The organism is Streptomyces sp. NPDC050161 (assembly GCF_044460025.1).
Lineage (GTDB): Bacteria > Actinomycetota > Actinomycetes > Streptomycetales > Streptomycetaceae > Streptomyces.
Window position 1 is genome coordinate 49,925 of sequence record NZ_JBITJM010000028.1, and the last position, 13,928, is coordinate 63,852.

Genomic DNA, 13,928 nt, shown 5'->3' on the forward strand with positions numbered 1-13,928 from the left:
GGTCAGCGAATTAGCCGCATTCCTTCGTCCGAGCTAATTCATCGAACCGTCGTCCTTTTGATCTTCCTGGCCATGGGCGAATTCCGTTTCAGGCGCACTGTTTTGATGCCGTGCGGCTCCCTACAATCCGTCCACATCTTGCTCAGGTCGCCTGAGCGTGCTTCCGCGCGCCCATGTGCCAAACGTCAAGGAGGACGAATGGCGGGGCCTTACACCCCTCAGTTGCTGGACACCCCCTCTTTTCTCGCCGGACCGTCACTGACGACAGGTAACCGCAGCATCGTGCTGGTGATCGCCGTCGTCGCGCTGGCGGCACTGGCTGTCGCGGCGGTCCTGGTGCGTCAGGTGCTCGCGGCCGGCGAGGGAACCGACAGTATGAAGAAGATCGCAAGTGCGGTGCAGGAAGGCGCAAATGCCTACCTTGCACGGCAGTTGCGCACCCTGGGCGTATTCGCCGTCGTGGTGTTCTTCCTGCTCATGCTGCTGCCCGCGGACAATTGGACGCAGCGCGCGGGCCGCAGTGGATTTTTCTTGATCGGCGCCGGATTCTCCGCGGCCACCGGCTATATCGGCATGTGGCTCGCCGTACGCAGCAATGTGCGGGTGGCGGCGGCTGCCCGGGAAGCGACTCCGGACGAAGGCGATACCAGGGAAAGGGATCTGACGGCCGTTTCGCACAAGGCCATGAAGATCGCTTTCCGTACCGGCGGTGTCGTCGGCATGTTCACCGTGGGGCTCGGCCTGCTCGGCGCGTCCTGCGTGGTGCTCGTGTACGCGGTCGACGCGCCCAAGGTGCTGGAGGGCTTCGGCCTGGGTGCCGCGCTGATCGCGATGTTCATGAGGGTCGGCGGCGGCATCTTCACCAAGGCCGCCGACGTGGGCGCCGACCTCGTCGGCAAGGTCGAGCAGGGCATCCCCGAGGACGACCCGCGCAACGCGGCGACCATCGCGGACAACGTGGGCGACAACGTCGGCGACTGCGCCGGCATGGCGGCCGACCTGTTCGAGTCGTACGCCGTGACGCTGGTCGCCGCGCTCATCCTCGGCACGGCGGCCTTCGGCAACGCCGGGCTCGCGTTCCCGCTGCTGGTCCCGGCCATCGGCGTGCTCACCGCGATGATCGGGATCTTCGTCGTGGCGCCCCGCCGCTCCGACCGCAGCGGGATGACGGCCATCAACCGCGGCTTCTTCATCTCCGCCGGAATCTCGCTGGTCCTGGTGGCCGTCGCGGTGTTCACCTACCTGCCGTCCACCTACCAGGGGCTGGCGGGTGTCACCGACACCGAGATCCTCGCCAGGGACGGCGATCCGCGGATCCTCGCACTGGTGGCGGTCGCCATCGGCATCGTGCTCGCCGCGCTGATCCAGCAGCTCACCGGCTACTTCACGGAGACCAGCAGGCGGCCGGTGCAGGACATCGGCAAGACCTCGCTGACGGGCCCCGCCACCGTCGTCCTCTCCGGGATCTCCCTCGGCCTGGAGTCGGCGGTCTACTCGGCGGTGCTGATCGGACTGGCCGTCTACGGGGCGTTCCTGCTGGGCGGCGCGTCCATCATGCTGGCGCTGTTCGCGGTGGCGCTGGCCGGTACCGGGCTGCTCACCACGGTCGGCGTGATCGTGGCGATGGACACCTTCGGCCCGGTCTCCGACAACGCGCAGGGCATCGCGGAGATGTCGGGCGACGTCACCGGCGACGGCGCGCAGGTGCTCACCGACCTGGACGCGGTCGGCAACACCACCAAGGCCATCACCAAGGGGATCGCCATCGCCACCGCGGTGCTGGCGGCGGCGGCGCTCTTCGGCTCGTACCGGGACGCGATCGCCAACGCGGTGCAGGGCGTCGGCAAGGCCGCGAAGGGGATGGGTCTGAGCCTGGACATCTCGCAGCCCAACAACCTGGTGGGGCTGATCCTGGGCGCAGCGGTGGTCTTCCTGTTCTCGGGTCTCGCCATCAACGCGGTGTCCCGGTCGGCGGGTTCGGTGGTCTTCGAGGTGCGCAGGCAGTTCCGCGAGCACCCCGGGATCATGGACTACACCGAGCAGCCCGAGTACGGGCGGGTCGTCGACATCTGCACCAAGGACGCGCTGCGCGAACTGGCCACCCCGGGGCTGCTTGCGGTGCTCACCCCGATCGCCGTCGGTTTCGCACTCGGCGTCGGCGCGCTCGGCTCGTTCCTGGCGGGCGCGATCGGCGCGGGCACGCTGATGGCGGTGTTCCTGTCGAACTCCGGTGGTGCCTGGGACAACGCCAAGAAGCTCGTCGAGGACGGGAACTTCGGCGGCAAGGGCAGCGAGGCGCATGCCGCGACGGTCATCGGCGACACGGTGGGCGACCCGTTCAAGGACACCGCTGGCCCCGCGATCAACCCGCTGCTGAAGGTCATGAACCTGGTGGCACTGCTGATCGCCCCGGCCGTGGTGAAGTTCAGCTACGGCGCCGACAAGAACACCGGGGTGCGGATCGGCGTCGCGGTGCTCGCCCTCGTGGTCATCGTGGGCGCGGTTTACGTCTCCAAGAGGCGCGGAATCGCCGTGGGTGACGAAAGCAACTCCGAGAAAGCGGCCAAGCCCGCCGAGACGGTTGTGGCTTCCTAGCGGAAGGGCCGTCTGACGGCTCAACAGACGGGTGGCCGGTGCATCGGGGATGCGCCGGCCACCCGTCGTCGTGCGGAGCCGGGTGGCCCTCCAGCCCTTGGTGCAAATGGCTGCAATGCGGGACATGGGGGACGGCCGACTCGCGGAGCAGGCCCTTTGGCCGTGTATGTTCCGGGGCCGAGAGCCATGGAAGGGGCCGATCCGGTGAACAAGAAGCTTGTGGCCGCACTGTCCGGCGGTGCGGCACTGATGCTCGCGCTGACCGGGTGCAGCGACGACAGCAGCAAGAAACACGACGACTGGGCCAAGAAGTTCTGCGACCCCGCGCAGGCACAGTTCAAGAAGATCCAGGACGCCAACGCTGCGATGCAGACGGCGGACGACGGCAGCACGGACTCCAAGAAGGTCCAGCAGACCGACTCCGCGGCCTTCCAGAAGATCTCCGACGCCTACGCGGCGCTGGCCAAGTCGCTCAACAACGCCGGCGCCCCGCCGAGCGACGGAGGCGAAGCGGCCCAGAAGAACGCCGTCAAGGAACTCAACGAGCTCTCCAAGGGGTACGCGAGCCTGAAGAAGGACGTCGACGCGCTCAACACCAGCGACAAACTGAAGTTCGCCGACGGCCTGCGGGATCTCTCCAACGGCATCAACAAGCTCAACCAGCAGAGCGAGGCGGCCTTCAAGAAGCTGGAGTCCGGCGACGTGGGCAAGGCCATGGCGGGCCAGAAGGGCTGCCAGAACCAGAACGCGTCCGCCTCCCCGTCCGGGGCGCCGTCCAAGAAGGCGTAGGGCGGGCCCGGAGGCTCCGTGACGCCGCCGCGTCAGGAGAGCGTCCGGTACTCAGCCGCCGCGTGGGCCACGGCATCGGCCCGGCGCGGCGGGCGGCACGGAAGAGCGCGGCAGGAACGCGCCTTCCGGGACCGGTGTACGGCCCGGCGACGCGCCCGAGAGGGGTGCGCCGCCGGGCCGTCGTCGATTGTCAGTGGTTGGGCTGACAATGGAGCGGTGAGTACGCACCTCCCCACCGCAGATGCCCAGGATCCCGAGAGCAGCGCCCGTACCGAACGGCTGCGTGCAGCGCTGCTCGCCGCGGCCTTCACCGCCGACGGCCTGCTGGAGCTGCTCGGCGCGCCCGCCTACGCCGCGCTGGCCCGCAGCGAGACCGTGCCCGCGCTGCGCGCCACCCGGGGCGACGGGCCGCTGGAGACCCTGGTGCGGCTGTTCCTGTTGCAGCGTCCGGTGCCGCAGGCGCGGGCACGGGCCGTGCTGCCGGTGAGCGACTGCCTCGCCGACGGCTGGCTGGTCCAGGACGGCGACGAGGTGCGCGCGAGCGTCGACGTCCGCCCGTACAGCGGCCCGGAGGGGCAGGACTGGTGGATCGTCTCCGACCTGGGCTGCGCGGTCGGCGGCGCGGGCGGCATCCAGGGCGGCGGCGGTGTGGACCGCTCGCAGCTGGTGCTCGGCGTCGGCGGCGCGTCCACGACGCTCGCCGGGATCACCACCCGCACCCCGGTCGGCAAGGCGCTCGACCTCGGCACCGGCTCCGGCATCCAGGCGCTGCACGCCGCCCAGCACGCGACCCAGGTCACGGCCACCGACCTCAACCCCAGGGCGCTGCGGATCGCCGCGCTGACACTGGCGCTCTCCGGGGCGCAGCCCGCGGAGCTGCGCGAGGGGTCGATGTTCGAGCCGGTCGGCGAGGCGACGTACGACCTGATCGTGTCCAACCCGCCGTTCGTGATCTCCCCCGGTGCCCGGCTCACCTACCGGGATGGCGGGATGGGCGGCGACGACCTCTGCCGCACCCTGGTCCAGCAGGCCGCGGCGCATCTGAACGACGGCGGCCACTGCCAGCTGCTGGCCAATTGGCAGCACGTGGAGGGCGAGGAGTGGCAGGACCGGCTGCGCTCGTGGGTGCCGGCCGGCTGCGACGCCTGGATCGTGCAGCGTGAGGTGCAGGACGTCACGCAGTACGCCGAGCTGTGGCTGCGGGACGGCGGCGACCACCGCGCGGGCCCGGAGGCGTACGCCGCGCGCTACGACGCCTGGCTGGACGAGTTCGCCGCGCGCAGGACCCGGGCCGTCGGCTTCGGCTGGATCACGCTGCGCAAGTCCGGTGCCGACGACCCGTCCGTCACGGTCGAGGAGTGGCCGCACCCGGTGGAGCAGCCGCTCGGCGAGACCGTCGCGCGGTACTTCGAGCGGCAGGACTATCTGCGCAGGACGGACGACGCGGCGCTGCTGGCCGGGCATTTCCGGCTCGCGGGCGAGGTGGTGCAGGAGCAGGTCGGGCTGCCGGGCGCGGAGGACCCGGAGCACGTGGTGCTGCGGCAGAACCGCGGGATGCGCCGGGCCACGAAGGTGGACACGGTCGGCGCCGGGTTCGCCGGGGTGTGCGACGGCTCGCTGCCCGCCGGGCGGATTCTGGACGCCATCGCCCAACTCGTCGGCGAGGACCCGGTTCTGCTGCGTGACCGTACGCCGGACGCGATCCGGACGCTGGTCGAGCAGGGCTTCCTGGAGCCGGTGGCCGCGGGGGCCTGACGCCGGGCCAACGGGCAAGGGCGGGCGGGGTGTTCACATCCGGCCAGATCTCCGGGAGCGGGCGGTTCGGGACGACGAAAGGGAACCCGGTCGGCAAAAGCACCGTTTTCCTCGGTGAAGGCCGGTCACCCGCGCCTGTCCGTTCCGTCCAGCCCGCCAGTGAGGAAAGCCATGAACCGAGCATTCCGAATGACCGCCGTCGGCGTGATCGCCGTTTCGCTCATCGCCGGTGGGTCGGCCGCCGCGTTCGCCGCGCCCGCTCAGCTGCACTCGCCCACCCCCGTGGTGGCGACCGCTCCGGCGACGGCTTCGCTCACCGCCAAGGCCGGCGCGTCCTCGGTGCACGCCTGGGAGGAGTTCCGCATATCCGGTACGGCGCACGGCATCAAGGCAGGCACCAAGGTCACCGTCCAGCAGAAGCAGGGCACCAAGTGGGTCTCGCTGCCCGCCCAGACCCCGGTCAACGCCACCGGCAGCTACTCGGTGCGGGTCAAGCTCGGCATCAAGGGCGTGAACCAGCTCAGGACCGCGGTGAACAGCACCGTCTCGCCGGTGGTCTCGGTCACCGTGCGCTGAACGGGACTCCGGCCCGCCGCCGTGCCGCGCTCAGCCGACGAGATTGCGGCCGATCGTCCACACCAGGGCGATGCCCAGCACCACGGCGCTGCTCCGCTGTGTGAGCCGTAGCCGGTAGCGCCGTCCGCGCAGCCCGGCGAGCAGCGAGCGCCCGATGGCGTACGCGGCGGTGGGCACCCCGAGGGTGAGCAGCACGGCGTTGTCGTGGAACGCCGCCACGACATCGCCGTGCAGCAGGTCGTACGCGAGACGGGTGCCGCCGCACAGCGGGCAGAGCAGGCCGGTCAGCCACCGGAACGGGCAGCCGGGCAGCAGGTGTCCCGGCTCGTGCGGATTGGTGTGCCAGAGGTACCCGGCGCCCGCCGCGCCGGCGCCGAGCGTGAGGCAGGCCAGGCGGATGGTGCGCTTCCGGATCGCGCGGGCGTCGTCGGGCGGCGCGGGCTCGGGGCCGTGGCCGGTGGCAGCGGGTCCTGGCATCGGGTCGGTGGCGGTCACAGGCTCAGCGAACGGGCGTGATTGACCTGGTTGAGGACGAACATGACCTGCTCGCGGGACTGCACCGGAACCATCGTGGAGTGGTGCCGTCCGCCGCTGTTCACCGTGACCTGCACGAAGCCGGTGGTGATGCGCTCCTTCATCAGGAGGAAGAGGAGGCCGAGCAGACAGAAGAGGAAGAAGACGATGGCCAGCACCACCGCGTGCGCGGGGATCTTCTCCTCGGTGCGGGACATGTCGGTGGCCGTCCATATGGCGCCCTTGAGGGGCATCGGGCCCGACGGAGTCATGATCGTGTCGCCGGTCACCGCGATGTCGCCGATCGACATCGTCATGCCGCCGCCCATCTGAGGCTGCGGGACCGGGAAGGCGCCGCCGGGCTGCGGCGGCGTGCCCGGCGGGAAGGCCGGCGCGGCCGGGGGCACGGGCGGCTGCGGCGGGGTCTGCTGCTGGGGTGCGTGCTGGGGCGCGCCGCCCGGGTAGTCGTATCCGGGCTGCGGTGGCTGCGGCGGAGCCTGCGGATATCCGTATCCGGGCTGCGGCGGGGCCTGCGGGTAGCCGTAGCCGGGTTCTCCTGGCCTGCCGCCCTGCGGGGAGCCGTATCCGCCGGTGCCACCGGACGCGTCGGCGGGGCCGCCGGGCTGCGGGGCGGCGTACGGATTCCGACCGGGTTCGTCCTGCGGCGGGCCGGGATACTGGTTCGCCATGAGTGATCTGACCCCCGAGTGTGCGTGAGACGGCAGTGTCCGGCCCGAGCGGTGAGCCGTGCCCGGCCCATCCTGCCAGCGCCCGCCGCCGGGTATCACGGTGAGCGGGCTTCCGCAGCCCGCTTGTGACACGGGGGAGGGGAGCGCGGCGCCGGGATGCGGGCGGGGAAGGGGAGCGCCCGGTGATCGTCGCAGCCCCGGCGCGGGCGCCGAGTGCGGTCCGGGCGGCATGAAGGCATGTAGTCGGGTTACCGTTCGAGTGGCGTTGCGGGGTTTTTCCGTTTGACACGGGGGCGGGAGGTACCGTCACACTCCGCAGCGTCAAGCGACACCGCAGTGTCCGCCTCCAGCGCTTTCGCCTGGGGGTATCCCCAGGCGTCGACCGGAGAGAAGAGCAAGTTGTCCCCGACCAACGAGACCGCAGAGGGCGGCTGCCGCCGACTCGTCATCGTCGAGTCGCCTGCCAAGGCGAAGACGATCAAGGGCTATCTCGGCCCCGGCTATGTGGTCGAGGCCAGTGTCGGGCACATCCGCGACCTTCCCAACGGCGCGGCAGAGGTCCCGGCGAAGTACAAGGGCGAGCCGTGGGCCCGTCTCGGTGTGAACGTCGACGCTGATTTCCAGCCCATCTACGTCGTGAACAGCGACAAGAAGGACCAGGTCAAGAAGCTCAAGGAGCTGCTGGCCGAGTCCGACGAACTCTTCCTCGCCACCGATGAGGACCGCGAGGGCGAGGCCATCGCCTGGCATCTCCAGGAGATCCTCAAGCCCAAGGTCCCGGTCCACCGGATGGTCTTCCACGAGATCACCAAGGACGCCATCCGGGACGCCGTGGCCCATCCGCGCGAGCTGAACAAGAAGCTCGTCGACGCACAGGAGACCCGCCGGATCCTTGACCGCCTCTACGGCTACGAGGTCTCGCCGGTCCTGTGGAAGAAGGTCATGCCCCGGCTGTCGGCCGGCCGCGTGCAGTCCGTCGCCACCCGGCTCGTCGTCGAGCGGGAGCGCGAGCGGATCGCCTTCCGCTCCGCCGAATACTGGGACCTGACCGGCACGTTCGGCACCGGTCGGGCCGGCGACGCCTCGGACCCGTCCACCCTCACCGCCCGTCTGACCACCGTCGACGGCCGCCGGGTCGCCCAGGGCCGTGACTTCGGCTCGGACGGCCGGCTCAAGGGCGACGCCGTGCTGCACCTCGACGAGGCGAACGCGCGGGCGCTGGCGGCGGGCCTGGAGAACACCGACTTCGCGGTCCGCTCGGTCGAGTCCAAGCCGTACCGCCGCTCCCCGTACGCGCCGTTCCGTACGACCACCCTCCAGCAGGAGGCCAGCCGCAAGCTCGGCTTCGGCGCCAAGTCGACGATGCAGGTGGCGCAGAAGCTGTACGAGAACGGCTTCATCACCTACATGCGTACGGACTCCACCACGCTGTCGGACACCGCGATCTCCGCGGCCCGCACGCAGGTGACGCAGCTGTACGGCGCCAACTACCTGCCGGAGAAGCCGCGCAGCTACGCGGGCAAGGTCAAGAACGCGCAGGAGGCGCACGAAGCGATCCGTCCGTCGGGCGACCGCTTCCGCACCCCGGCCGAGACGGGCCTGACCGGCGACCAGTTCAAGCTCTACGAGCTGATCTGGAAGCGGACCGTCGCTTCTCAGATGAAGGACGCGACGGGCAACTCCGTCACGGTCAAGATCGGTGGCCGGGCCGCCGACGGCCGGGACGCCGAGTTCAGCGCGTCCGGCAAGACCATCACCTTCCACGGCTTCATGAAGGCGTACGTCGAGGGCGCCGACGACCCGAACGCCGAGCTGGACGACCGCGAGCGGCGGCTGCCGCAGGTCGCCGAGGGCGACGCGCTCTCCGCCCGGGAGATCACCGCGGACGGGCACGCCACCAAGCCGCCGGCCCGCTACACCGAGGCCACGCTGGTCAAGGAGCTGGAAGAGCGCGAGATCGGCCGCCCTTCGACGTACGCGTCGATCATCGGCACGATCCTCGACCGCGGCTATGTCTTCAAGAAGGGCACCGCGCTCGTCCCGTCGTTCCTCTCCTTCGCGGTGGTCAACCTCCTGGAGAAGCACTTCGGCCGGCTCGTCGACTACGACTTCACCGCCAGGATGGAAGGCGACCTCGACCGCATCGCGCGGGGCGAGGCGCAGTCCGTGCCGTGGCTGCGGCGCTTCTACTTCGGTGAGGGCGAGGCCGAGGGTGCCGCGTCGGACGCGGGCAACGGCGACGGCGACCACCTCGGCGGGCTGAAGGAGCTGGTCACGGACCTGGGCGCGATCGACGCCCGGGAGATCTCGTCCTTCCCCGTCGGCGACGACATCAAGCTGCGGGTCGGCCGCTACGGCCCGTACGTCGAGCGCGGGGAGAAGGACGCCGAGGGCCACCAGCGCGCCGATGTCCCCGACGACCTGGCGCCCGACGAGCTGACCGTGGAGCTGGCCGAGGAGCTGCTGGCCAAGCCCAGCGGCGACTTCGAACTGGGCAAGGACCCGGTCAGCGGCAACGAGATCGTCGCCAAGGACGGCCGCTACGGTCCGTACGTCACCGAGATCCTGCCCGAGGGCACGCCGAAGACCGGCAAGAACGCGGTCAAGCCGCGGACGGCCTCGCTCTTCAAGTCGATGTCCCTGGACACGGTGACCCTCCAGGACGCGCTCAAGCTGATGTCGCTGCCGCGGGTCGTCGGCACGGACGCCGAGGGCGTGGAGATCACCGCGCAGAACGGCCGCTACGGCCCGTACCTCAAGAAGGGCACCGACTCGCGCTCCCTGGAGAACGAGGAGCAGCTCTTCTCGATCACCGTCGACGAGGCGCTGGCGATCTACGCCCAGCCCAAGCAGCGCGGCCGGGCCGCCGCCAAGCCGCCGCTGAAGGAGCTGGGCACCGACCCGGTCAGCGAGAAGCCGGTGGTGGTCAAGGACGGCAGGTTCGGCGCGTACGTCACGGACGGCGAGACCAACGCGACGCTGCGCCGGGACGACGACGTCGAGACGATCACGCCGGAGCGCGGCTACGAGCTGCTGGCGGAGAAGCGGGCCAAGGGGCCGGCGAAGAAGACCGCCAAGAAGGCGGCCAAGAAGGCGCCGGCCAAGAAGACGGCGGCGAAGAAGACGACCGCCAAGAAGACCGCGGCGAAGAAGACCACCGCCGCCAAGAAGACGACGGCCAAGAAGGCGCCGGCGAAGAAGACCGCGGCGGCGAAGACGGCGTCGAGCGAGGACTGAGCCGCGGGCGGCGGGGCGGCCGATGCCGTGCCGCCGCCGTGCGGTGGGGACAAGGGCGGGCAAGGCGGACGGAGCTCCGCCGGGCCCGCCCCTTTGTTCGGGCGGGGCCCGCTCCCGCGCGCCCTGCCGATAGGCTGGCGGGATGACGCGTGCCGAGCAGCCAACGGTCGTGACCCCCACTTCAGGCGCCCTTGCCGCGGATTCCCGCGAGCGCGCCGTGCGAGCCCTGCTCCGCTTCCCCCCGCTGAAGCGGTTGTGGAGCGCCCAGTTCGTCGGGGGCATCGGCGATGCCCTGTCCATGTTCGTCCTGGTACTGCTCGCCCTTCAGGCGGCGCTGTACGTACCCCTGGGAGGGGAGGCCGCTTTCGGCGGTGGCTATCGGGGCGCCGCCCTGGCGGTCACCGTCGTCTTCGCCGCCAGGATGCTGGCGACCCTGCTCTTCGGGGCGGTCCTGCTGGGGCCGCTGTCGTCGCTGACCGCGCCTTCCGGGCCGCTCGACCGGCGCTGGACGATGATCGGCGCGGACATCGTCCGGGTCGCGCTGCTGGTCGTCGCGCCCCTGTGGATCGACTGGACCCGGGGTGACGCGCTCGCCTGGCTGCTGATCACGGTCTTCGTGGTCGGCGTCGCCGAGCGCTTCTGGACCGTCGCACGGGAGGGCGCGGCGCCCGGTCTGCTGCCCGCGCCGCCGCCGGAGGGCGCCGCCGTCAGGCCGCTCCCCGACAACATGGAGGCGCTGCGCCGGCTCTCGCTGCGGACGGGATTCGTCGCGCTGCCGATCGCAGCCGCCGCCCTGGTGGTCGTCACGCTCATCGGGAAGCTGCTGGGCACCGGCATCGAGTGGTTCCACGTGCACCAGGTGGCTCTGGGCTCCTATGTGGCGGCCGGCCTGTTCGCCGCTTCCGTATCGATCCTCTACTTCATCGAACTGCCCGGTGGGCAGACGCCGCGTCCGCGCTCCCCTCTGGAGGGACTGCGCCGCCCCAAGGCCGGAAGCAGTGTCGACAAGGGGCGCACCGGCGCGATCCCGCTGCTGGTGCTCGCCTGCGCCGCGGTGGCCGCCGCGATCGCCGCGGCCGTTTCGCTGGCCGCGCTGCACGGCTACGACCTGGTGGGCGGCCCGGTCATGTTCGCGCTCCTGGTACTGGTGCTGACGGGCGGCCCGGTGGCCGGTATCCGCGGCGCCCGCAAGGTGCTGCCCGCGCTGTCGAGGCGGCGGCTGCTGGCCCTGGCGGTGGCCGTGACCGGCCTCGCGCTGCTGGCCATGGGCCTGGTGCCGGACCCGACCACGGTGCTGCTGCTGGCCCTGGTCGCCGGTGTCAGCGCCGGGATCGCCGCCAACACCGGCCACGTCCTGCTGGAGCAGGAGGCCGAGGAGTCCCGTGCCGCCCGGACGACCGCGCATCTGCACGCCGTCGTGCGGACCGCCGTCGCGCTGGCCGTCATCGTCGCGCCGCTGCTGGCCGCGGTGATCGGCCCGCACCGCCTCGGGGACGGTGCCTTCGTCTTCGACCACGGCGGCGCCGCGTTCACCCTGATGCTGGTCGGCGCGCTGCTGCTGCCGGTCGCCGCCTGGGTGCTCGGCAAGGTCGACGACCGGCACGGTGTTCCGCTCCGCCGCGACCTGCGCGAGGCGCTGCGCGGCGGCGACCCGGACCAGGCGCCGGCCGACACCGGGTTCTTCATCGCCCTGGAGGGCGGCGACGGGGCCGGCAAGTCCACCCAGGTCGAGGCGCTCGCCGAGTGGATCCGCGGCAAGGGACACGAGGTCGTGGTGACCCGCGAGCCGGGCGCGACCGCCATCGGCAAGCGGCTGCGTTCGATCATCCTGGACGTCTCCACGTCCGGGCTCTCGGACCGCGCCGAGGCGCTGATGTTCGCCGCAGACCGCGCCGAGCACGTCGACAGCGTCATCCGGCCCGCCCTGGAGCGCGGCGCGATCGTCATCACCGACCGGTACATCGACTCCTCGGTCGCCTACCAGGGCGCCGGGCGCCACCTCGCGCCCACCGAGATCGCCCGGATCTCCCGCTGGGCGACCGACGGGCTCGTGCCGCACCTGACCGTGCTGCTCGACGTCTCGCCCGAGACCGCGCGCGAACGCTTCACCGAGGCGCCCGACCGGATGGAGTCCGAGCCCGCCGAGTTCCACGAGCGGGTGCGGGCCGGCTTCCTGACGCTGGCCGCCGCCGACCCGGCGCGCTATCTGGTCGTCGACGCGGGCCAGGACCCGGAGGCCGTCACCACGGTCGTACGGCACCGCCTCGACCAGGTGCTGCCGCTGTCGGACGCCGAGGTCAAGGCCCAGGAGGAGGCCCGTAAGGCCGCCGAGGAAGAGGCCAGGCGCAAGGCGGAGGAAGAGGCCGCGCGCAAGGCCGAGGAGGAGCGCCTGGAGCGTGAGCGCCAGGAACAGCTCGCCAAGCTGCGCGCCGAGGAAGAGGAGCGCAAGCGCCAGGAGCTGGAGGCGGCCAAGGCGCGCGAGGCCGCCCGCCAGGCCGAGGAGGCGCGGCAGCGCGCGGAGGAGGCCCGCCAGGCGGCGGAGGCGGAGCGCAAGCGCCGCGAGGCCGAGGAGCGGGCGCGCGCCGAGGAGCAGGAGCGGCTGCGCAAGCGTGCCGAGGAGGAGGCGCGGCTGCGCGCGGAGGCGGAGGAGCGCCGCCTGGAGAAGCAGCGGAAGGCCGAGGAAGCCCTGCTCCGTGCCGAACAGGCCCGGGTCGCGGCGGCCGAGGAGGCTGCCGCTGCGGAGGCGAAGGCGGCTGCGGAGGCTGCCGCGAAGGCCGATGCGCCGACCACGGAGACGCCGGTCGCCGATCTGCACAAGCGGACGGCCGTTGACGGCGGCGACGGGGCGAACGGCGACGGGCAGAACGGCAACGGAGGCAACGGCGACGGCGGCTCGGGCGTCGCGGGTTCCGGGGGCGCTCCGGGTGCCCCGGGCAGCGGCTCGGGTGGCGCCGGATCGTCCGGAGGGCGCGGGTCCGGTTCCTCGTCCGGTTCGGGCTCGGGATCGTCGTCGGCCTCCGGCGACGCTTCGGACAGCGAGCGGACGGCTTCGCTGCCGTGGCCGGGAACGGACGCCTCGGGGGCGGACGCCTCAGGGACGAACGCCTCAGGGGCGGCCGACGAGACCACGGTGCTGCCGCGCGCGGCCTTCAGCTCGGACGCCGAGGAGACCAGCGTGCTGCCGCGTGCGGCCATCGGTTCGGACGCCGAGGAGACCAGCGTGCTGCCCTCGGTGCCGGCCGGTGGCGCGCGGGACGAGCGTGGCTCCCGGGACGGTGACCCGGCGGACCGGGTGCCGTCGTGGATGTTCCGTGCGGACGAGCAGGCCGCGTCCGGTGACGCCCGTGGCGCGGCGGGCCGACGGCCGTCCGCGCCCGCCGAGTCCGGCGCCGAGCGCACCCGCGAACTCCCGCAGATCGACCCGGAGACGGGCCGCCCGGTGGAAGCGCCGCAGCCGCGTCCCCGCCGCCGCCCGGAGTGGGCGGAGGAGACGCCGCTGGACGATCTGCCGACGCTGGCCGACGAACTCTTCGGGTCGCGCTCCGACGAGAACCAGGGCCGCGGGACGGGCGACAACGGGCGCCGGGGGCAGCGGGGCTGACGGCCGGCTCTTTCGCCATCCGCCCCCTTCGCTCCGTCCGCTCGGGAAATCGGCCGTGGGGGGGGGGGGGGGGCGGCGCGCGCAGCGCGGGGCGCGGCTCGGCGCTGGACGACGGCCCCCGGAGGGCGAGCCGGCCGCGCCAGCGCGCCGCGCACAGGGGGCGCCGCGGGCGG

8 protein-coding genes are annotated in these 13,928 nt (G+C 71.9%); 6 read left to right on the top strand and 2 right to left on the bottom strand.

Annotated elements, in window-relative coordinates; translation table 11 throughout:
• Positions 1–198: 198 nt before the first annotated feature.
• The 4 genes from ACIBK8_RS32165 (at position 199) to ACIBK8_RS32180 (ending at position 5,715) form a co-directional block, all read left to right on the top strand.
• Positions 199–2,595, top strand: a complete 2,397-nt coding sequence (locus tag ACIBK8_RS32165) for a sodium-translocating pyrophosphatase (protein ID WP_399045814.1) — start codon at positions 199–201, stop codon at positions 2,593–2,595.
• A gap of 204 nt (positions 2,596–2,799) precedes the next feature.
• Positions 2,800–3,384, top strand: coding sequence for a small secreted protein (locus ACIBK8_RS32170; RefSeq protein ID WP_399045816.1), 585 nt, complete (start codon positions 2,800–2,802; stop codon positions 3,382–3,384).
• Between the two features lie 216 nt (positions 3,385–3,600).
• Positions 3,601–5,139, top strand: a complete 1,539-nt coding sequence (locus ACIBK8_RS32175; protein WP_399045818.1) for a methyltransferase — start codon at positions 3,601–3,603, stop codon at positions 5,137–5,139.
• Positions 5,140–5,310: 171 nt separating this feature from the next.
• On the top strand, positions 5,311–5,715 hold the full coding sequence (locus ACIBK8_RS32180; RefSeq protein WP_399045820.1) for a hypothetical protein: 405 nt from the start codon (positions 5,311–5,313) through the stop codon (positions 5,713–5,715).
• A 30-nt stretch (positions 5,716–5,745) separates the two neighbouring features.
• Here the strand turns inward: ACIBK8_RS32180 and ACIBK8_RS32185 are convergent, their stop codons facing one another.
• Complete coding sequence (locus tag ACIBK8_RS32185) at positions 5,746–6,192, bottom strand: DUF2752 domain-containing protein (RefSeq protein ID WP_399045831.1); 447 nt, start codon at positions 6,190–6,192, stop codon at positions 5,746–5,748.
• Between the two features lie 14 nt (positions 6,193–6,206).
• Entirely contained in the window at positions 6,207–6,917 is a 711-nt protein-coding gene (locus tag ACIBK8_RS32190) for a hypothetical protein (protein ID WP_399045821.1), read from the bottom strand.
• Positions 6,918–7,316: 399 nt separating this feature from the next.
• Between ACIBK8_RS32190 and topA the strand changes: the two genes are divergently transcribed.
• Together topA and tmk are read left to right on the top strand one after the other, a co-directional pair.
• Positions 7,317–10,154, top strand: a complete 2,838-nt coding sequence (topA, locus tag ACIBK8_RS32195) for a type I DNA topoisomerase (RefSeq protein ID WP_399045822.1) — start codon at positions 7,317–7,319, stop codon at positions 10,152–10,154.
• A 142-nt stretch (positions 10,155–10,296) separates the two neighbouring features.
• Positions 10,297–13,755, top strand: coding sequence for a dTMP kinase (gene tmk / locus ACIBK8_RS32200; RefSeq protein WP_399045824.1), 3,459 nt, complete (start codon positions 10,297–10,299; stop codon positions 13,753–13,755).
• The last annotated feature ends 173 nt before the right edge of the window (positions 13,756–13,928 follow it).